The organism is Pseudomaricurvus alkylphenolicus (genome assembly GCF_011683955.1).
Classification (GTDB): domain Bacteria; phylum Pseudomonadota; class Gammaproteobacteria; order Pseudomonadales; family Cellvibrionaceae; genus Pseudomaricurvus; species Pseudomaricurvus alkylphenolicus.
In genome coordinates, this window is record NZ_JAAQPI010000007.1 from 18,961 (window position 1) to 39,111 (window position 20,151).

The 20,151-nt window shown below is 53.2% G+C and carries 15 protein-coding genes; 4 read left to right on the forward strand and 11 right to left on the reverse strand.

What is annotated here, in order from left to right:
* Positions 1-184: 184 nt before the first annotated feature.
* Positions 185-2,836, reverse strand: a complete 2,652-nt coding sequence (locus HBA55_RS17945) for a G8 domain-containing protein (RefSeq protein WP_166994275.1) — start codon at positions 2,834-2,836, stop codon at positions 185-187.
* 286 nt (positions 2,837-3,122) lie between these two features.
* On the opposite strand from HBA55_RS17945, the gene HBA55_RS17950 reads away from it, so the two are divergent.
* Positions 3,123-4,472: an MATE family efflux transporter gene (locus HBA55_RS17950; protein WP_166994277.1), complete on the forward strand. Its 1,350-nt coding sequence runs from the start codon at positions 3,123-3,125 to the stop codon at positions 4,470-4,472.
* 14 nt (positions 4,473-4,486) lie between these two features.
* On the opposite strand, the gene HBA55_RS17955 is transcribed toward HBA55_RS17950, so the two are convergent.
* Positions 4,487-5,233, reverse strand: a complete 747-nt coding sequence (locus HBA55_RS17955; RefSeq protein ID WP_166994279.1) for a pseudouridine synthase — start codon at positions 5,231-5,233, stop codon at positions 4,487-4,489.
* A 90-nt stretch (positions 5,234-5,323) separates the two neighbouring features.
* Between HBA55_RS17955 and HBA55_RS17960 the strand changes: the two genes are divergently transcribed.
* Both HBA55_RS17960 and HBA55_RS17965 read left to right on the forward strand, forming a co-directional pair.
* Positions 5,324-6,004: an MgtC/SapB family protein gene (locus tag HBA55_RS17960; RefSeq protein ID WP_206019862.1), complete on the forward strand. Its 681-nt coding sequence runs from the start codon at positions 5,324-5,326 to the stop codon at positions 6,002-6,004.
* Between the two features lie 148 nt (positions 6,005-6,152).
* On the forward strand, positions 6,153-6,437 hold the full coding sequence (locus HBA55_RS17965) for a hypothetical protein (protein ID WP_166994283.1): 285 nt from the start codon (positions 6,153-6,155) through the stop codon (positions 6,435-6,437).
* Positions 6,438-6,622: 185 nt separating this feature from the next.
* Here the strand turns inward: HBA55_RS17965 and HBA55_RS17970 are convergent, their stop codons facing one another.
* Positions 6,623-7,201, reverse strand: coding sequence for a TetR/AcrR family transcriptional regulator (locus HBA55_RS17970; RefSeq protein WP_166994285.1), 579 nt, complete (start codon positions 7,199-7,201; stop codon positions 6,623-6,625).
* Between the two features lie 298 nt (positions 7,202-7,499).
* Between HBA55_RS17970 and HBA55_RS17975 the strand changes: the two genes are divergently transcribed.
* Complete coding sequence (locus HBA55_RS17975; protein WP_166994287.1) at positions 7,500-8,087, forward strand: HD domain-containing protein; 588 nt, start codon at positions 7,500-7,502, stop codon at positions 8,085-8,087.
* Between the two features lie 360 nt (positions 8,088-8,447).
* Here the strand turns inward: HBA55_RS17975 and HBA55_RS17980 are convergent, their stop codons facing one another.
* The 8 genes from HBA55_RS17980 to HBA55_RS18015 form a co-directional block, all read right to left on the reverse strand.
* Positions 8,448-9,254: a universal stress protein gene (locus HBA55_RS17980; protein ID WP_166994289.1), complete on the reverse strand. Its 807-nt coding sequence runs from the start codon at positions 9,252-9,254 to the stop codon at positions 8,448-8,450.
* Between the two features lie 139 nt (positions 9,255-9,393).
* On the reverse strand, positions 9,394-12,387 hold the full coding sequence (locus tag HBA55_RS17985; RefSeq protein ID WP_166994291.1) for a YfiR/HmsC family protein: 2,994 nt from the start codon (positions 12,385-12,387) through the stop codon (positions 9,394-9,396).
* 446 nt (positions 12,388-12,833) lie between these two features.
* Entirely contained in the window at positions 12,834-14,456 is a 1,623-nt protein-coding gene (locus tag HBA55_RS17990) for a sulfatase-like hydrolase/transferase (protein ID WP_206019863.1), read from the reverse strand.
* Positions 14,457-14,482: 26 nt separating this feature from the next.
* Positions 14,483-15,049 (reverse strand): molecular chaperone TorD family protein, encoded by a 567-nt coding sequence (locus HBA55_RS17995; protein ID WP_166994293.1) that lies wholly within the window; start codon positions 15,047-15,049, stop codon positions 14,483-14,485.
* A gap of 25 nt (positions 15,050-15,074) precedes the next feature.
* Positions 15,075-17,951: a molybdopterin-dependent oxidoreductase gene (locus HBA55_RS18000; protein ID WP_166994296.1), complete on the reverse strand. Its 2,877-nt coding sequence runs from the start codon at positions 17,949-17,951 to the stop codon at positions 15,075-15,077.
* Between the two features lie 35 nt (positions 17,952-17,986).
* Complete coding sequence (locus tag HBA55_RS18005; protein WP_166994298.1) at positions 17,987-19,111, reverse strand: 4Fe-4S dicluster domain-containing protein; 1,125 nt, start codon at positions 19,109-19,111, stop codon at positions 17,987-17,989.
* Positions 19,112-19,129: 18 nt separating this feature from the next.
* Positions 19,130-19,738, reverse strand: coding sequence for an ethylbenzene dehydrogenase-related protein (locus tag HBA55_RS18010; RefSeq protein WP_166994300.1), 609 nt, complete (start codon positions 19,736-19,738; stop codon positions 19,130-19,132).
* Positions 19,739-19,750: 12 nt separating this feature from the next.
* Positions 19,751-20,149 carry a nuclear transport factor 2 family protein gene (locus tag HBA55_RS18015; RefSeq protein ID WP_166994302.1) on the reverse strand — a complete coding sequence of 133 codons (399 nt, stop codon included), beginning with the start codon at positions 20,147-20,149 and terminating at the stop codon, positions 19,751-19,753.
* Positions 20,150-20,151 lie beyond the last annotated feature (2 nt).

Here is a 20,151-nt window from a genome sequence, read left to right on the forward strand (position 1 = left end):
AGGGTTTGCCGGGATACGGAATGTTCAAAAAAGTACTTTTGCTTACCCCAAACGGTCATCATCAGCTATAAGCGCATTGATTCAATGTCGTTTTGGAACAAGTCCCCACATCGGGAGTATCGCAGAATTTATACGGGGAAATTCAAGCCTACCCGCCCGAGAGACGGGTAATAACTTTGTACTTTTACATTTCTTCTGGAGGGAACAGGGTTGGCTGAGGCGCTTTGGTGCCTACCTTACCGCCAACAAGGCCAGGAATACTCATCGCATTGTGAGGAAGAAACGCCCCTCCGAAATAGAGTCTATGCTCCCCAAGGAGTTGCTGATTGCTTTTGTTCACAAACTCCAACGGCACCTGGTGCCCTTTATAGATGGAGTTTTCCTCTGGCATTGGTACAAAATCTGGAACCTGTTGATCGAAATAGACACCGAGGTCGCGATAACCTTCAAAGTCAAATGTGATGCGGTCTGGCATTAGGAAGAACAACGGATGCTTGGCTGAACTCCCCCGCTCCTCACCATTGAGAATTTTGGCATTCAGTGTAAAGTCTGGCTCCAGACTGAAGTTAACCACATCGGCAATGGAAGATAAGAATGAATCGGACAGTTGAATATCTCTGAACAACAGGTTGCGAGGCGCCAGTTGTGGATTTTCGATACGGAAGTTGATTTTATTGCTGAACCTTCCGCCTTGAACAAGGACATCACCTTGGGTTGGGACATCCATGCCGAGGCCAAATCCTTCGATTTCGAAATTTTCAAACTTCCAGGATACCAGATTGTGAAAATGCCCGGCATCTACACCAATCTTGTTGACGTCACCATCGCCCACCAAACGAACATTCTTAAGTTCAACGCCTTCGGAAGAATGAAAACCCACGCCATACTTTTTGACATTCCAGATCGTAAGATCTTCGAAAGTAGACCCCAGCTGCTCAACATACTCCTCGGTTACCCACTGCTGCTCAACCGTGAAATTGTGGTGCGCATGCAAATAGAACACCTCCAGTCCTTTGGTGGTATTGTAGGCTTTATTGTTTTTGAAGGAAGATATGGGCATATACCAAACGTCGATTTTCCCGTTGGTATCCAATAGATGGCTATTAGGGAATTGCGCGACGTCGATTTTTGTTAATCCGGTTTCTCCATCTAAGGTTTCAATGAGACCTTCCGTCCAATAGATATAAGCGTGCCCGGAAGCCCCTGCAACAACATTGCCTTCCATTCTCGGCATACCGCCATGCAGCCAGAAGCCGTCACCTTGAAACGCAAAGTCCTGACGATCTTCTCTGACATCAACGACGGCTTCAATACAATCGCAATTGAGAGGATCTTTGGGGTTGATGGTACGTAAAGCGATGTTGCCTATAAACGAGCCCCTTTCATCGCCGGCCTCCGTTTGATAAGCCCCTCCAACAACGTTATAAGAAACATTATCGACAAAGTCGACATTGCTGGAATGATTCACATAAGCCCAGCCGGGATTGTCCTCGACCACCGATCCACGAACTCTGGCGGGTATTGAGTCCAAGCCTGTTCCACCTCGATGAAAATGTATCGAGTAACGACCTCGAATATTGTTCCCTTCCAGTTGTTCTCTAACAAGCTCCTCCCCGGACCAGGTATAGTCATCGATGGGGATCGTCTTATCCGTTCTGCCCAGCTGGAAAAACCTGGCGTGATTCACATCGACGTTCAGGTTATGCATAAACATAACGTGTCCACGATGCTTTATATCGGCATTTTCAGAGAGGAACTCTACGTTGCGGGTCAAATTAGCCACATGAACCGCCAGATCATTTCTAAACGCGACATGATCTTTTTGCAAAGGGCTGGATAAATAAACCACATTTCCTTCTATGGCAGCAATCGTGACCACTTCGTCACTCGAAGGATCATCCACATCGGTGGCGGCTACGACCAATCTGTCACCCACTCGCCATCCGATGGGCTCTGAAGATAGCAACAATTCCATTTCATTTCTTTGTGGATGCCTGGCCAGCTCCAACCAAGAGGTCTTTTCCGCACCCCAGATTTCTACCGGCCCCATCAAGACGGCTCCACGATAGAGTTGCTGCGGATCAACATTTCGATCAATGGGGCCAAAATCAGCAAAAATAATTCGAGCGCTCACGTCATTATCAACGGGTTGATCTTCACTTCCGATCTCAAGCCGACCATGATGGTTGCTTATCAATGTGTCAACGGTAAGTTGGGTATTAACCTTCGTCGAAAATCGCAAATTGCCGTCGATGGTAATACGCTTTAACCGGCTTGGAATTTCACCATCAACGGTCAAGGTTATGCCAGAGGGAATGATTATCTCCGCACCGTCAGTCGGTAAGGCACCGTTTACCCAGATGCTTTCGTCTGTCCAGTTTCCCGAAGAAAGCAGCTGGGCAGGCTGATCTTGGCGCTGATCTACATTAGCGTCATCGTCACCGGCGACGGAATCGGATTCGACGTAGTCTACAATTGCAGACAGTGAGAACTGATCGTCTCTCTCCTCTATGAGATCAACGACGTAGGCCTCATCCTTATCTCCTCCCTCTATGACCAGTTTGGGTATGTGCAGAGTATCTGCTTGGGGATCATAGATGGCGATGTTTTTATCGATAAGCTCCGCACCTTCATATTCAGCAACATCGATGGCCGTGAAGACATAGTCGCCTTGATTGATCATGTCTACGGAATAGATTACATCCGGCGGGTCGCCCTCAATATGCAAGCTTGGGATATATAGCGTGCCGTTGGATGGGTCGTAGATTGATTCATTATCTGCACTGGCCATCATTGGAGTGAAAAAGATAATCAGCGTAAAGACGATATATTTCATGCGAATTCCAGCCTCTATTGATTAGGGGTTCATTCGTAAATCGATTTGGTTGAAACCATGCTAGCACCGAGTGCTCCTCCAACAGATCAGTGCTTTGTGGGAGGTTTTTTAGAGTTTTGTTGGAGTTTTGTAATCATGAGGAGTATTCGGGGCAGAGATCCGCAGAGTGAGCTATTAGACTGATTGAGTGCCAGGGAATGGCGATCTGAGGACCGGAAGTCCTCACAGCCCTTGAAATTGCCCCCACTCGCCTATATTGTCAATTCTGACAATTATCGAGGTCCCCATGTCTGACAGCACCAATCACGCCCTGCAGGGCGCCCCTTTCCAGAGCTTCCTGCGCTACGCCATCCCATCCGCTCTGGGGCTGCTGGCCATGTCTACGGCCTCCGTGGTGGACGGCATCTTTGTAGGGCGCTACGAGGGCAGTGAGGCGCTGGCGGCCATCAACCTGATCATCCCGGTGTTCTCCATTACCTTTGGCATGGCCTTTATGATGGCGGTAGGAGGCTCTGTGGCCGCCGGCAAATGCGTGGGCGAGAAGGACCATCGCGGCGCCAGCAATATCTTCAGTAAAACGCTGATGGCCACCCTCACCTATGCCTCCCTGCTGCTGGCGCTGGGGCTCTATGCCGCTGAACACCTCTACGCCCTGCTGGGAGCCGGCCCTGAGCTGTTTCCGCTGATGGCGGAGTACTTTGAAACCCTGATCTGGTTTCTGCCCGCCCAGCTGCTGACGGTGACCTATTACTTTTTCGTGCGTATTGCCGGCTACCCCAGCCTCGCCTCGGCGGGCCTGATCGTGGGCGCCGCAGCCAACCTGGTGCTGGACTGGCTGTTGATCGGCGTTTGGGGGCTGGGGCTGAGAGGCGCTGCTATGGCCACGGGACTTTCGAGCGTGATCACTATCCTTACCCTGTTGTTCTACCTGTTCAAACCCGGTCGCTGGATGCGCTTTTACTGGCGCCAGTCTCGCTGGATAGAGCTTGGACGCGCCTGCTTTAATGGTCTGTCGGAATTTATTAATGAGATATCCGCCGGCGTGGTTACCTTTATCCTCAACCTGGTGATCATTCAACGCTTGGGGGTTGATGGCGTGGCCGCTTTTACCGTGGTCAGCTACAGCCTGTTTATTGGTTTGCTGCTGGCCTTTAGCGTAGCGGACGCTTTGCAGGCCGTCTGCAGCCAATGCTTTGGCGCACGCAACGCCCAGCGCATGCAGCAATTTCTGGCCATCGCTACGACCACGGTGATCATCAACGCGGTGATCTTTATCGTGCTGCTTCTAAGCCAGGGCACACAAATGGTGAGTCTGTTTGTCACTGACGGAGATACCAGGCTGGTCAGCATCGCCGAAGACTTTATCCAGGTGCTCTGGCCCGTATTCGTGTTTAACGGCCTTAACGTGGTGGTCTCCGCCTACCTCACCTCCATCCACCATTCGGTAGCCTCAGCCAGTGTCGCCACTTTGCGCAGTCTGGCTTTGCCTCTGCTGCTGTTGGCAATACTGACTCAGTGGCTGCCAAACTGGCCTTTCCTGCTGGCACTGACCGGTGCCGAAGCGCTGACACTGCTGGTGGCCGCCATGCTGTTTTACCGCTTTCGGCCACAAAGGGTATTGGCAGAAACGCTGTAGCATGAATTCGGAGTTCACGTTGTCGTCAGGGAGGCACCCGGTTTAAGCATCAAAATACCTGGCATCCTTATTTCGTCCTCGTTCAGAAACCGCCATTGTCCCGCACTGAGACCCGGGTCAAGCTCTATAGCTCCAACAGCCTCGCGATGCAATTCCAATACTTCATTCTGAAAGCGACCAAACATGCGTTTTATCTGATGATATCGCCCCTCTTCCAGAATGACCTCGGCCTCGTGTGAAGACAGAATGCTCAACTTTGCCGGACGGGTGGTAATGCCTTCGTAAGGGAAATACATTCCTTCGGCAAATGCCCTTACACAGTGTTCGGTGATGGGCTTGGCCATGTGCACCCGGTAGCGTTTGGAGACCTTGGTTTCCGGCAATGTCAGCGTTCTTGACCACTGACCATCGTTCGTCAGCAGAACCAACCCCGTGCTGTTATAGTCCAGACGCCCCACCAGATGCAGATTCTCACGCAGGTGTTTTGGCAACAACTCAAGCACCGTTCGATGTTGTTCATCGCTAGTGGCGCTGACAATACCCGCCGGTTTATTGAGCATGATGTAGACAGGCCGAGCCGCGGATAATAACTCACCATCCACTTCAACTCGCGAGAATCGATCGATGACCTGGTGAATCTCCGTTGCCGGCTGTTGATCCACTCGAACACGGGCTTGGGCCAGCATCAGTCGAACATCACGACGATTGATCTTGAGTTGTGAACTCAGGTATCGGTCAAGGCGGGTACGGCTGGTAATCATAGCCACTATTCTAACACGCGTATTTATCATTTCTGCCTATACTTAAGACAGGTCTGCGGCTTATCAGGGGGAAGTTTGTACGAGAACGTGGTGACTGAACCGATTCTGCGTTTGTTGATTGCGGTTCTGATTGGCGGCCTGATTGGTTTGGATCGCGCCTACCGGGGGCGCGCTGCGGGATTTCGTACACATATATTGGTTTGCCTGGCGTCGGCATTGCTGATGCTGCTCATGGATTTTCAATGGGAGATGATTCCCAGCAAACACGCAGAGAGCGTTCGGGTGGACCCCACCCGCATGGCCCAGGGAATCATGACCGGCATCGGCTTCCTCGGTGCCGGTGTCATCATGCAAGACAAAATGATCGTACGGGGACTGACAACCGCGGCCTCCATTTGGATCACATCCGCCATAGGCATAGTGGTGGGGGCAGGATTTTATCTGGCCGCCGCATGGTGCACGGTGCTGGTTCTGGTCACTCTGACAGTCTTTAATCGCATGATCGACATGATGCCGACACGCCAGTATGCGCGACTGACGGTCAGCTTCAATCGCGATGAGAGCCTGTCCCCCAATCAAGTCGAATCCATGGTTCGGGAGTATCAAGCCACCGTCAGCAGTTTTTCTCATAAGCTGGAGAGTGAGGGCAAGGTCATCGCCTATCAGATGATCATCCATACCAAAGAAACCTCTAACTTCAGCGCCATTGCCCGACATTTTTTGGCGCTGCAACAGGTGAGAGGCTTTCACCTGTGGCCGCTGGGCGAGTGAGAGAAGCTCCGGCCATGTTTGAATCTTTAACCCAGTAAAAAACCTGGTTTATCTTCATCAACATCTACTCTGTTCGGGCTCATTTTACCTCAGGCCTGTAGGAATACTTGACCCTTTCAGCCTGAAAAAAGACCAATTCGGACAATTTGTGTCTTCGCTGACATTGAGAAACGATTATCCCGATCTGGAGATTGCTTTTATCAACGCCGGCATCGTGGAAATCGGCCCGCTTGCAGAAAGAGAGCCCAGTGCGATTGATCGCGAGACCGATGTCGATTGGCGGTACTTTTGCCTTACAGGGAAGCAGTGTCTATTCTGCCACCAAATTTGCCGAAAACATCAATATTCGGATAAATTGCAGATAAAATCCGCGTTCTTCGCCAAACTCGCAAGCCGCGACGAGCATCTCCAGAGCTCAGCCAGAAAAAAGTGATAAATTTGTGAGAATTTTGGGAACCTTTTGGGATGACCCCAGTCAGAGTATGCAAGAGATGGTGTTTTCTCTTGCTCTCCTCTTGCTTAGGCTCCGTTTATCGGGGCTTTTCTTTTTTTGGGACCACTAAAATTCGGTCGTTTGGCAGGCCTTGGCATGCTAACGAAATTTGCCCCTCTAAGCGCTTAACCTAACGTTGATGCCAGCAATCGGGCTGCTTCAGCCGACGCCTTCCCGTAACGACTGGGTAAGCCCAATGAGCCCATAGAGTCGTGGTTAAAAAAGATACTGACGATCCCCAAGGCCACCATCCAACAGCGATCCTTGTCAACATCCGGATAATCCGCAGATATTGCCGCCGCAAAGTAGCCTACCAGCCGGTCGTACCAATCACGAAGCTTCCCCTGCACAACCGGATAGCGTTCAGCACTGGCGATCAGGGCTTCGGCCACCAGTGTCGTGGAATCTTCCGGTTCATAGGGAGTAAACCAGTGATCGATCATGGCTCCTATGCGATTTTCTTCGGGAAGCTCGGCTTCCAACTCTCGAAAATACCCTTCGGTCCTGGCAATAAATCGATCAGCCAACGCCTCCACCATCTCGTCGCGGTTGCCGATGTAATAGCGCAGCAGGCTGCGCCGCAATCCCGACTCTTCCGCAATGCGCTCCAACGACGTCCCCTCTACCCCATAACGCGCCACACAGCGCTCAAAGGCATTCAATATTTCTTCGGTGCGCTCGGCTTTTACACTGGGTCTGCCCATGGTCTTTCCTGATACTTGTCAGATTTGACAATAAATCATATAAAAAGACCCGGCAACCCCTGAGACAAATGCTGACAATGCAGTGGTAGCCGCGTGCAGACATCCTCATCCGATTGACAACCGACGGCACCGAGTTCAGCGGCTCGCAATCCAGATGGGTGATTGGCTGTATGTTGGCCACTGTCTAAATTGTTACCTAGGCGACAGTTGGCATATCGATGTTGAGCTAAGCTGAAAACAACAATTCAACACCCAATAGCCTATTTCCAACAACTCAGGCAGCCTGGAGAACATCAATATGAGCACAGACGCAGCGGCCCCGAGAGCCAAATTCAAGCAAATGACAGAAGGGACTCAGGAAGACTGGGCCATCATCGGCGAGCAATACTTTGCCTTCGCTCAAGAACTGCCCAAACGTATTATCGACCACCTGATGCTGCTCAAAGGCGACTTTGGTGGTTTTCCCGTCGACCGCCTCGAACACTGCCTCCAGACCGCCACCCGTGCCCACCGCGATGGCCGTGACGAAGAATACGTGGTTTGCGCACTACTGCACGACATTGGCGACACCCTCGGCCCCACCAACCACGCCGACGTCGCCGCCGTCCTGCTGCAGCCCTACGTCAGCGAAGAAAACCACTGGATCATCAAACACCACGGCATCTTCCAGGGCTACTACTTCTTCCACTACCTCGGCCTCGACCGCAATGGCCGCGACGCCTTCAAAGACAGTCCCTACTATCAGGCCTGCGCCGAATTTTGCCACCGCTACGACCAAAACAGTTTTGACCCCGACTACGACAGCGAGCCGTTGGAATTTTTTATACCTATGATCGAAAAAGTGTTTGCTGAGCCCAAGCGCTCACTTTACAAAGAAGCGATGTAAACCATTAAGGCACAAGACTGCGCATACCTCGGTGTAAAGGGTGGTCGGGGTGTTGTTTTCGGAGCGTAAAGAGCGAGCGCCGATGGAGTCAAAAAGACCGGCGTTTTTTGCCGGGCTTTTTGGGGACTGAGGGCAGCCCGGAGGGCCGCCGATCAGCGCCGAAAACAACACCCCGACCGCCCGTTGAGGCACGGGACTAAAAGCCCATTCACGATGAAAATTTTACAGAACCTGAACATCTAAACGGTGGATTACGGCGCAAGCGCCTAATCCACCCTACGAGAGTTTTCGGGATTACATCCCGATCATAAGATTACGATTAAATTCCGGTCATGGAATTTCAAGACCAGATTGCTGTTGTCAATGCGCAGCCATGATATCGCAATTAATCTTTTGCCCAAGCCGATGAATATAAGCCCCCTCGCGCTTGCCCAAAGCCTTCGCCTTAATAATATCCACCGCCAATAAATCAATATCCCATTCGTCAATCAACTCCGGCACCACCTTCTCCGGCTCACCCCACCGAAACATCATATGCGTCGCTCGCACCGCATCCGAATCCTGCAACTTATCCGCCCCTTCCATCTTTTGGGACTCCGGATACACACAGAGATAAAACACCTCCAGTCCAAAAGACTCCAGCTGCTTGCCGCAGGCCGCCGTGCGCTGAATCACATCCATTACATTATCGTCTTTGTGCTTGCCGTTATCGCTCAACTCCGGCCCCATCAACATCAACGCACGGTGCTGCTGCCAATGCTCACGCTCTTTTACCATCAACACATCACAGGGGAACTGAAAAATAAACTTGTTAATCACCGCCGAGGGCAACCACTGCTGCCACAAATGCCGGTCCGGATAACTCGTCACCACCACCGGATTTTCCTGATTCTTCAGGATTGCCAGAAACGCCGACTCCCACAAGTGGCCATGACTTTGCGACGTTGTGGTGGTGATACCCAACTCCTGGGCGCGATGTTTGATATCCGACAATTGGCTGTCCATCATCAACAGTTCCTTGCCATTGCCACCGCTCTTTTCGCTGTAACCGCAGCTCAGGCCATGGAGATGCAAGGTCGCCCCCTGGTGAAGCGCCAAATCAAAAGCACGATCCAGCGTATGCTGATCCGTATGCGAAGTATCGACAATCGTGGTCACGGTATTCATCACTGGAACCTCGCGATGATGCGTTCAGAAAGAATCCCTGCCGCTGCTGCTCCCAATTGGCTAAAGTATAGTCGGTTTTATTAGAGGAAAACGATTTAACAAACGGGCTGCTAATGCCCGAAAAGAGAGGCATTAAACGCTATTCGCTGGAAAAATCTGCCCGCTCGCAGTATTTCTCCAGGGTTTGTTCCAGCGCATCGGCCTTCAATGGTTTGGCAAGATGGGCATCCATACCGGCATTAATCACCTGCTGGCGATGCTCATCCATCGCATGGGCGGTGAGCGCCACGATCGGCGTGTAATTCTCCGCGTTATCATGCTCGATTTCACGAATCCGGCGAGTCGCCTCGAGGCCATCCATCTCCGGCATTTCGCAATCCATCAAGATGATGTCGAAACCGTGGGGGACCGTCTCCAGACTTTCCTCATAACTGGTCAGCGCTTCTATGCCGTTGTTGGCAATCACCGGCGTAATGCCAAACTTCTTCAGCAAACCTTTGATAACCATCTGGTTAACCTGATTATCTTCGGCCACCAGAACTCTCAGGCTACCGAAACGGGCGGGCTTGTCTGCCACCGTTGCTTCGCTCGCCGCCGCAGTTTTGGGAATATTCAGGAACTGCTGCATCAAGACATTATGCAGACGGCTGGGCGCCAGTGGTGTCTCCATAACACCGGCGAGCCCGCTGTCCTTGAGCATTTGCGGTGACATCGGAGAAGAACTCAGCAGCATCAACGGCGGGCAGCTGACATGCTGACGCAGCGCGCGCGCCACCTCAAGCCCGCTTTGATCACCCACCTGCTCCGACAGCAGAATCAGGTGCATGGGGTGATTTTGCATACGGCTGACGGTATCGGCTGCATTGCGGGTAATCTCGGAATGCATACCCCAGGCATCCACGTGCTCCAGCAAAAGCTCATGCTCACCGGTGGGATCCAGCAGTAACAGATTGTGACCTTTGAGAGGCTGACTGAAGACCTCAGTGGCCTCCTCGACCTCAACCATGGGCAACGTCAGACTGAACGTCGACCCCTGCCCCAACTTGCTCTTAACATGCAACTCCCCACCCATCAGCGCTGCCAATCGCTGGCTGATCGCCAACCCCAGACCGGTGCCGCCATAACGACGGGTGGTACTGGTATCCGCCTGGGTAAAGGCGCTGAAGATATTGCGGCATTGTTCGGGCGAGAGACCGGTACCCGTATCCTTCACACTGATGTGGAAGCGGCTTTCGCCGTTCTCACACTCCACCTCTCCGGCAAACAGGCGGATCTCGCCGGATTCGGTAAATTTGAACGCGTTACTGAGCAAATTCAGCACCACCTGGCGAATGCGGGTGGGATCACCCTTCAGGCGCGTATTCAGCGAGGGAGGTATGTGCGTGGCAAAGGTCAGGTCATCATGGGTGCGCAGTGCAAAAATGTCGGCACAGCCATAAATCAGCTGTTCCAGATCGAACTCCACCTTCTCGATGGTCATCTTGCCGGCTTCGATCTTGGAGAAGTCCAGAATGTCGTTAATAACGCTGAGCAGCACTTCGCCTGAAGTGTGGATGGTTTCCAGATAGCGTCCCTGTTGAGCGGTGAGGGAGGTATCCTTGAGCAGCTCCACCATCCCCAGCACACCGTTGAGCGGGGTGCGGATTTCGTGGCTCATGGTGGAGAGGAACTGGCTCTTGGCCTCAGTCAGCTGCACCAGCTTCTCATTGGCCTCTTGCAGCTGAGCGGTGCGATTTCTGACCTTCTGCTCCAGCATCGAGTTCAGTTCATTGAGTTCGTGCTCCGCCTGCACCAGCTTTTTATGATCCTCCATCAGCGTACGGCTGGTATTGTTGATACCGTCGACGATGATCTGCAGCTCTTCATCGGTACTGGCCTCACCGGTATTGGCTTCCAGCGCCAGCGGGGTGTAGTTATCTTCAAAGTCCAGATTGCGGGCAAAATCAGCAATGCTGGACAGGTGTTTCGCCACCATCGCTTTACTTTCAAGCAGCTGGGACTGCGCCCGGCTCAGTTCACCCATGGTGTCCTGCAGCGCCTGGGTCTTGCGTTCGAGCATCAGGTTAGCGCGGTTCTTGGCCCGATAATTTCGATAAATCAGGCTCACCAATGCAATAACCAGCAAGATGACACCGCCGGCCGCCACCAGAATGAATTGCTGGTTGCGGATGACCCCGACCTGCTCATTCAGCACGGCGTTCTTTTCAGCGATGGACTGTTCCTGCATTTGCAGTTGCTGCAACTGCGCCGCCAACAGTGTCTGGTTTTGTTCGATCTTCTGGGAATAGCCCTCGATACTGGCTTCTTTTTCGGCGAGGATCGCTTCTTTTTCCTGCAGCAGAGCCTCTTTTGCTGACAATTTTGCAATATTTGTGGCCAGCCGCTGCTCACTCTGGTTCAGGTTGGACTGGATCTCACCCAGGTTTTTCTCCAGAGCGCCCAGCTCCCGCTCCTTGTCGACAATCTTTTTCTCCTGCTTGCCCAGCAGCTCCTGTTGAGCGCGCAGTTTTTCCTGCTGTTTGCGAGCCTGGGTCACCACCTTCTGCAGCTTGGCCTCAGTCTCGCGATAGAGCTCGGCCACATCCAGCTCGGTACCGCCAAACAGCAGGATTTCTTTCGAAAGTTGCAGCCCTTCATAAATCACATTGCTGCGGTTCAGTTCAAAGGAGAGTCGGTTGGAGGAGGGATAGACAAAGTTGATCATGACGCTGCCGCGGTCGTCGTGATCGTCCGTAATGATCAAGGTGCCGCTCTGGCGCAGCAGGCGGTTGGCATCAAACAGGCGGTCGTTCTTGCTGTTGCTCATCAGCAGCACGTGTGCTTCGCGTGCGGCGTAGAGCGACTGGTACTGTACAGCTCTCAGCCGCTTGCCCCGGACACTGTATTTGCCGAGGTCTCGCTGCAGAACCCGCATCAACTCCGGGTCGCGGCCATACATACCGACAATAAATTCACCAAATCGCTCTTCACCGGGCCAACGCATATTCATCATGATGGCATTGACCATCTGCACTTTGCCCTCGGGAATGGTCGTGGCGAAGGTCGACGGTGCGGCCAGATTCAGCAACAGGAGAAGGAGAGCGCCAAGACAAAAACGGCTCGGGAATTTGGGTTGAAATTGCAGCAATGCCATAAATATTTTGTAAGAGTTGGTATGGCGTGTATTCCCACCTAGTATAGACCACTCAGGCGCCAGTCCAGAATACGCCTGATTCTGGCCGCTAGCAACCGCAAACCGCCGTCCCACGGGCATTTGAGCGATTTTTCTCCATCTTGATGACAACATCTACCGATTTCGAGGTCGGGCAGCTGAAAGTGATTCAGGAAGTTATTCACAATATGATGGGTCAATGAGCAGCCACCGTTGCCAGACAAGCTGTCACGATAATGGTGATGGTATGGGATTCCCAGGGGTTAAGGTCCCTTTATAAAAGGCGTCCTTGATACTGCAGAAATATCCCACAAGTGTTTTATGAACCTGGGGCATATAGCGGCGTAAACCGCCTCAAGGGAGCATAGATAACAAATCCTGCAACCCGAAGACATCCGCACGGATGGCTTCGGGCACAGATATTCCAATCAGTGCGGAACGGTCTCAGAAAGCCTTTCGGCTTCCAGGGGCAGATCCCTGATGCCGGTGTAAGGTTTGCCCAGAGTAGGCTGGCGATTGGGGTATTGCTGCATCTGTTCCAGATGGCGGGTTTTCATATGGTCAAACGCTGCCCATGCCCACAGATAGGGAGGCATGTCTCCATGCTCTTCACGCACATCCTTATATAGGTCGTAAAAGTTTTCGCCGACCAGCCCAGGTCGCTCTCCCACCCACACCCGCTTGAATTGCTGTTTGATGCTGGCCGCCAATACGGGGCCGGTATACACATGGTAATAATCCCGACGGGACTCGCCATCGCCCAACAACAGCAACGCCGTCTGGTCTATGCCGTCGATGACTCTATCGGTGGGCACTCGCTTTTGCGCCTCTCCCAGGCGCGCGAAGGTGGTGAACAGGTCGTGCACAGAAATCATGTCTCCCACTACTTGTCCCGGCGCAATAGTTCCGGGCCACCAGGCGAATGCGGGCACACGGATGCCGCCTTCCAGATAATCGCCCTTGCCACCGCGAAACACCGCTTCGTGAGGACCCAGGGGTGCCAGCTCGTGCATGGGACCATTGTCCGCCATGGCGATGACCAGAGTATTCTCGGCGATACCGACCTGCCTTAACTGCGCCAGAATTTCCCCAACCTGGCGATCGAGGTCGACAATACTCTGGGCGTAAGGAGTACTGGCACTGGTGGTATATTCGCTGGGTTTACGGGCAAAGTCATAGACGTGAGGCCAGTAGGCCAGGTAAAAGGGCTTGTCGCCATCGGCGTGCTCGCGAATATAGGCCAGCGTTTTAGCCTGGTGATCGCGCAGAATCTGTTTGTAGTCCTTGCCACTCATGCCCAGATAGACCTCGGGCTTTTCGCCCTTGCGGCCTTCCAGCTGATTGAGATACCCCAGCGGGCGAAAGCGCTGATCCAGTGTGTAGCGTTTATCCTGTTGGAATGGAAACAGTCCCTGCACCATACCGGCAGCCGCCGCCGGCACCTGCCAGGTCATATAGGGAAACTGGTTGTACATGGAAAAATTGGCGTAGTCGAAGCCCTGATGGTTGAGGTAACTTTGTTCGATATCCCCCTGGTGCCCCTTACCAATAAATCCGGTGTGATAGCCCGCCTTGGACAGCACCTCGGCAATAGTGACCTCGTCCTTGTGCAATCCCATGCCGTCGGGCGGGAACCCCACTTTGGTCATGCCGGCGCGAACCGCCAGCCGACCGGTCAAGGCCGCAGTGCGGGTTGGGGTACACGAAGGTTCAGTGTACATGCGGGTAAAACTCATGCCCTCGGCGGCCATCTGATTGATATTGGGTGTGTCAAAGCCCAACACTTTGTTCATCAGTGGTACACCCACTTCCCCCAAACTGTTGTCGTCCCACAGAATATGGATGATATTCGGGGGTTTTCCATGTTCTTTCTTCATCGCCGCCAACAGGCGATCCAGTTGTTTATCCTGCTCACGCCAACGTGCCTGATGCTGTTGGCGAAGTTTTTTGAATTCCGCGTCGTATTGCACCGACCTGGCCTCAGTGCTGGTGGTTATCAGCACCACCAGCGTCAGCGTTAGCAGCTGCATAACGGGTTTTAGACTTGGCATTCATGGCTCCTTTGTCAAATTCTGATTTATGAGAGGGCTGTGTGAGTAAGAAACGAAGCAGACAGTTGTGCGGGGCTGGTGTTGAGCTGTTGCAACTCCTGCGCGACAAAATCAAACAGATTGGCGATCTGTTCACGCGCCTGCTCGTCCCGGCTGTGAAAGCCCTGATACAGGCCATCGCACAACGGCCACAGGTGGTGACTGAGAAAATCCCGCTGCGCCCGTCTGATGTCTGACGGGTTTTCGTTACGCACAAGGCACTGCTGCTCCAGATAGGTCAGGTAGTGCATAAAATCCAGCTCCACACTCAGGTGATCCGGCAATTCGGCATCGGCGGCCCGCTGCAATCCGAAAAAATCGTAAAATCGGGTCAGTTCCTCATAAATCAGGTCTTGTGTTTTGGAAGTATAGGCCGACTCATAGAGCGCGCTGGCCTGCTGGTAAACCGCCGGGTCGAAAGCCTCCATATACGCCTGCATGGCCTCGCTGCCGCAATCGGGCACCCGAAACAGCGCCGCAAATCGCTGGTAAAGGGAGGAGCGTTGAACCGGGCTCAAAGGTAGCGAGCCGGATTTGAGTGTTGCTTGGGGCATGTTTTGGTCCGTCCGTTCATTATAGTTATTGGGCCTTGGTGGGCAGGCGTTCGACTTCGACCAGCGTGTCCCGATCGAAAAAACCGATCTGCCCCCAGCCAAATGCGATCTTCAAGTGAGGATGGTCGCCGGCCAGCTCCACAGGGTTCAGCGGCGAAGGCGTCACATCGCGCATACTGCCCTTGCGGAACTGGTGGTCCTCCCAGGCATGGTAAATAATCACCTGCCCCGGACGGGTCGATGGCGCCAGTTTGGCCCGCACCTCGTAGCCCCCGACATCGTTGTATACCCGCAGCCAATCACCATCTTCTATGCCCCGGAGTTTGGCATCTTCGGTGCCGATACAGAGGAACGGTTGCCCGCGAGTCAGTTGCAACATCAGCGGATTATCCCGCCAGGTGGAATGGATGCTCTCGCGGGCGTGGCCGCTGCTCATCACCAGCGGGAACTTGCCTCCCACATTGGGCGCGTCTTTATGGCACGGCAGCTGCTCTTGCATTTCTTTATAAATAGGGTGATCCAGATAAAACTGCATGCGTCGGGTCTGGGTCGCCCAGGGAACCTTGTCGCGAGTGTGATGAGTGAATTGTGTAATGGTTTCCCCAGGTTCGATATCGGTCATATTACCCGCGGTAAAAGCGGCGTTGCCATAACCCGTGTAGCGGGCAAAACCCTTTTGCTTGAGTTCCTCCCAAGGCATCTGTTCCACATTCGACGACAGTTCGTAAAGAGCCTGGGCCACTTTTTCATCATCCTTGGGACCAAACATGCCGCCCATGCTGAACAGATCGTAGACTTTGTCCAGATGAATATCTTCTCCGTAGTCGTTGGTGATCCGTGTCAGCCCTCTTTGTCTGGCCTTCTGTTGAATCCGTTCGGCAATCAGCGCGCAGATTTCCCAGTCGGGTTTGGATTCCCCCAAGGGCTCGGTGGCTTTGGTGGTTAAGGTATAAAAAGGCGTTAACTGGGTAGACCAACGGCTGCTGGTGCGCTCATACCAGGCAGCCGACGGCAGTACATAGTCGGCGTAGCGCGTGGTGCTGTTCATGCGGAAATCCATCACCACATGCATCAGGTGCGGCCACATCTTTTTCACAATATGCTTGGAACCACGTAGCCGGCGCACCGTATTGGTGGAAATGCTAAACAGCAGTCGAGGCGTTTTTTCCTTTGGGGGATAGAGAGGCTGCCAACCTTTGTCCAAGGCCTCCGTCAGGTATTGGTCTGCATCTTTTTGCAGATAGGGGTCCCAATCTTTTTTGGACAGATCCGTCATGCCGCCATGGACCATCCAAAAAAGTGCACCGGAGGTATGAAACGGCAGACCTGAATTGGGGTAGAACGCCGAGGCGCCTATGTCATAACTGATCTGCTCTGCCAGGTCGCCCTGCTTCATGCGCTCAACAAAAATCGAGTGCATTTTATGGTGCAGCTCCTTTAAGCTGGCCAAATCAGGGGTTGCGGTAAAAGGCTCCAGACCGTCACCGAGAATAAACGGGAACGCGGAAAATCCGCTGCCCTTGTGACCGTATTGCCCCCGCAAGGCCCAAACCAACATCTGGGCGCGCTCAATCAGGTTGCCGTGGTACATCTTGGTCAGGGTACTCGAGGTTACATTGGAAAGCGCCTTACTGTTTGCAATCTCGTCGGTAAGACGGCGAATCATGCCTTCGGAGACACCCGTGATTTTCGAAACCTTGTCCAGAGAATATTCCCGCAGTGAACGTTTGAGCTGCTGGAATACCGACTGTACACGCACTTTCTCCCCCGTGTGCAGCACAACCTCGGTATCGGCGTCCAGGCGGGGAATGAAGCCGTCGAGCTTTAATGTTTCAAACGGCGCAAGAGTCAGTTTATCGGTCTTATCATCCATAAAGTAAAAACGATGATCGCGCCCACCTGCGATAACATCTGACTCCTTGAGGAAGTCTCCACTATCTGTACGTACCAGTAGCGGCATGTCGGTTTGTTCTCGCAGAAAATTTTTGTCGATTCGGCCGCTTTGCACCAACTGTTGGCAAATACCCATCGCCAGCGCTCCATCCGTGGTGGGTTTTATAGGCACCCACAGATCCGACTTAGTGGCCGAAGCGTTGTAGTCCGGGGCAATAGTAATGATCTTGGTGCCGTTGTATCGGGCTTCTGTAAAAAAGTGGGCGTTTGGGATTTGGGTGTAGACCGGGTTGGAGCCCCAGATCAGAATCAGGTCGGAATAGAAAAAGTCGTCCGCCGAGCGCTCGCCACCACAGGTGCCGATAGTTTCCGCCGCTCCCCGGTGGCTGTCTCCGGTTTCAGACACCATATCGAGAATAATCGCGCGAGTGAAATTGGCAAGACGCATAAACCCGGCCGAGGTAGTGCCCATATCCACGCCAGGACCCTGATCCCAGATCACGCAGTCGGAGCCGTCCTCCAATAGGGTATCGAGATATTTTTCGGCGATATCATCCAGGGCCTCATCCCAGCTGACCCGCTGCCATTGATTCGAGCCCCGCTCTCCCACCCGCTTCAGCGGGTAACGAATACGGGTGGGGTCGTAGATTCTCTGGGAAAACGAGCAACCCTTTTGACAGCCTCGGGGATTAAAATCGGGTACGTCGGCGTTGGTTTGAGGGTATTCCGCCGCCTGCTCTTCCCGGTACACCAGCCCATCGCGCACGTACACATCCCAGGAACAGGCCGCCTGGTACCAGCAATTGATCAGATGCGTACCCCGTACGACCTTGTCCCAACGCCATTGCTCCCGCCAGAGATCTTTATAGCTTTGATAGGCAGGTGCGCGTTTGTCAGCCAGGCTGGTCAAACTGCTGGCGGCTTGAGTGGTAAAGCTCGGGGCCGCCAGGGTGCCGCTGGCCATACCCAGCATTTTTAGAAAACCGCGACGTTTTATCTCCGCCGTCATTGTCGTTAACCTCGTTTCGATACTCTTTAAGGTTGTTAGGAATTAGCGGGATCGATCAAGCGTACAATCTGTGTCTCTTCTTCTACGGCGGTCGTCGCCAGTTGAGGATCAAACATCTTGATGGGGTCTGCCGCGTCAGTGATACGCAATCGCTCGGCGTCTCTGGGGTGTTTGCTGAAGGGGCCGAACAGATCCTGCCACTTGCGGGAAATCAGCAGATCCATCAGTTCCGACTCGCCACCCGTCTGGGTTATGGCCCGCTCGGATTTGAGTAAGTCCAGTGCCTCCTTAACCCCATCGCCAAACAACGATTCCAGATACGATAGAGGTATTCGATCCTGCCCTGTTGGATTGCCTTGGTCGTCAATCATTTCCGGTGACAGCGGCGGTACATAAAACACATTGGGGCCCGTTTCGTATTCAGGATGCAGAGGCAGTGCCACCTTGTATTTGTACACCAACTTGTGGATTGGCCCCTCTTCATCGTCCAGGTAGCCAACAAAGCGCACCCGCCCCGGGCACTGGCGTGCACAAGCGTTGGCAACCCCTTCGTCCAGGCGAGGAAAACAGAAAATGCATTTTTGCGAGACTCCCTTTTGTTCGTTGAAATAGATTTTTTTGTAGGGACAGGCCTCGGCGCAGAATTGATAACCGCGACAGCGGTCTTCATTAATCAATACCACGCCGTCTTCTTCGCGTTTTTCAATGGCCTTGCGAGGGCAGGCCGCCATGCAGGCGGGATGGGTACAGTGGTTGCAGATGCGGGGCAAATAGAAGTAATAGCTGTTGGGGTATTCTCCCGCGCCCACATCTTCATCCCAATTGGCGCTCCAATCGGGTTCGCCGGTTTTGGCGTTTAGTGGCATGTCTGATTCGCCGCCGTAGAATACCTCATCAAAGTTTAACTCGAATTTTTCTCCCCAGTCCGCCATAGTCGGCAGCTGGCCGGATTGCGCCTTACCGTTGCGAAATCCACCACCCATTTGTTCAAAATTGCGCGGGGTTCCTGCACCCGGTGCAGTGTTAACCGTATTGAACAACATGTGCTCCTGGCCTTCATTGCGAGTCCAAAGAGTCTTGCAGGCAACGGTGCAGGTCTGACAACCGATGCACTTGTTCAGATCCATCACCATGGCCACTTGACGTTGATTAACGCTCATAGTCTTTATCCCGGGGTATTACAGATGCAATTCTTTCCAGTCGATTGAAAACGCTTTGAGGCCGGCGCGCTCGTCGTTGGCTCCGTTCCAGATGGCAAACCCCACTTTGGTGGGTTGGCCGGGAATCAAGGGCGCAACCTCCGCGTCTCGCCCCAGAGCACGTGTGATCACCAAACGCCAGCGCCCATCGCTCCAGTGAGCTTCAGCACCCGGCAATACCTCGGCACCCGGGCGGGTACTGCCGATGCCCTCCGAAAAAGTGGAGCGGACCGGTTTGCCATCGTTGCGCCAGTGCAGAAAGTGAATGGGGTCTGTACGCGATCCCATCATCACCAGGATCGGATTTCCCTTAACCGGTAACGCGATGGCCGCCGCGTCTTTGCCGTGTTTACTGCCGCTAAACCAGCTTAGGTGAAAGGCGATTTCGCGTTCGTCGCGCACCACCTGAACGTCCACAGAAGGGGTTTGGCCGTAAGGCTTTTCCTTCCACTTTTCTCGGATATATTCCGTGGGCTGCATAGGCAGCGGGGTGGCCATCAGCGGCACCGATTCAACCTCTACGCCTCGCCATAAATCAGCTTTGGGGTCGCGCCAGGGGTCCAATTGTTTAATGGATTGAACTTGCATCACGTGCTCCCACTAGACAAACGCCTGCAACATGGCGGCAGTGTGGTTGTATTCCCGCACATAGACAATTTTGCCGTCGGTGATTTTGTAGAGATGCACCCAATGGATCTGATACTCCTTGCCAGTGGAACGAGCGGTACTGGACTCTCGCCCGACAACAACAACCGTATCGTCCTGAGCCACCATTTGATCGACCTCCATAGGGCCCATTTCCAGTGCCGCCATCAACTCTGTCCAATATGCGATGACGGCAGCCCTCCCCCGGTATTCTCCACCAAAGGGAATCTGCTCGGGCATAGGGTTATGCCACTCGATGTCTTCGGAAAGCAGATCGGCGGCAGCCTCAGCATTGCCGGACTCAAAGAGGTGATAAAAGCTGGTCACCAATTCGACCAATGCCTGTGGTGTCATAG

Excerpts from the sequence above, each read along its gene's own strand:
- HBA55_RS17945 (WP_166994275.1), bottom strand. The coding sequence starts at position 2,836 with ATGAAATATATCGTCTTTACGCTGATTATCTTTTTCACTCCAATGATG.
- HBA55_RS17950 (WP_166994277.1), top strand. The coding sequence starts at position 3,123 with ATGTCTGACAGCACCAATCACGCCCTGCAGGGCGCCCCTTTCCAGAGC.
- HBA55_RS17955 (WP_166994279.1), bottom strand. The coding sequence starts at position 5,233 with ATGATTACCAGCCGTACCCGCCTTGACCGATACCTGAGTTCACAACTC.
- HBA55_RS17970 (WP_166994285.1), bottom strand. The coding sequence starts at position 7,201 with ATGGGCAGACCCAGTGTAAAAGCCGAGCGCACCGAAGAAATATTGAAT.
- HBA55_RS17975 (WP_166994287.1), top strand. The coding sequence starts at position 7,500 with ATGAGCACAGACGCAGCGGCCCCGAGAGCCAAATTCAAGCAAATGACA.
- HBA55_RS17980 (WP_166994289.1), bottom strand. The coding sequence starts at position 9,254 with ATGAATACCGTGACCACGATTGTCGATACTTCGCATACGGATCAGCAT.
- HBA55_RS17985 (WP_166994291.1), bottom strand. The coding sequence starts at position 12,387 with ATGGCATTGCTGCAATTTCAACCCAAATTCCCGAGCCGTTTTTGTCTT.
- HBA55_RS17990 (WP_206019863.1), bottom strand. The coding sequence starts at position 14,456 with ATGCCAAGTCTAAAACCCGTTATGCAGCTGCTAACGCTGACGCTGGTG.
- HBA55_RS17995 (WP_166994293.1), bottom strand. The coding sequence starts at position 15,049 with ATGCCCCAAGCAACACTCAAATCCGGCTCGCTACCTTTGAGCCCGGTT.
- HBA55_RS18000 (WP_166994296.1), bottom strand. The coding sequence starts at position 17,951 with ATGACGGCGGAGATAAAACGTCGCGGTTTTCTAAAAATGCTGGGTATG.
- HBA55_RS18005 (WP_166994298.1), bottom strand. The coding sequence starts at position 19,111 with ATGAGCGTTAATCAACGTCAAGTGGCCATGGTGATGGATCTGAACAAG.
- HBA55_RS18010 (WP_166994300.1), bottom strand. The coding sequence starts at position 19,738 with ATGCAAGTTCAATCCATTAAACAATTGGACCCCTGGCGCGACCCCAAA.
- HBA55_RS18015 (WP_166994302.1), bottom strand. The coding sequence starts at position 20,149 with ATGACACCACAGGCATTGGTCGAATTGGTGACCAGCTTTTATCACCTC.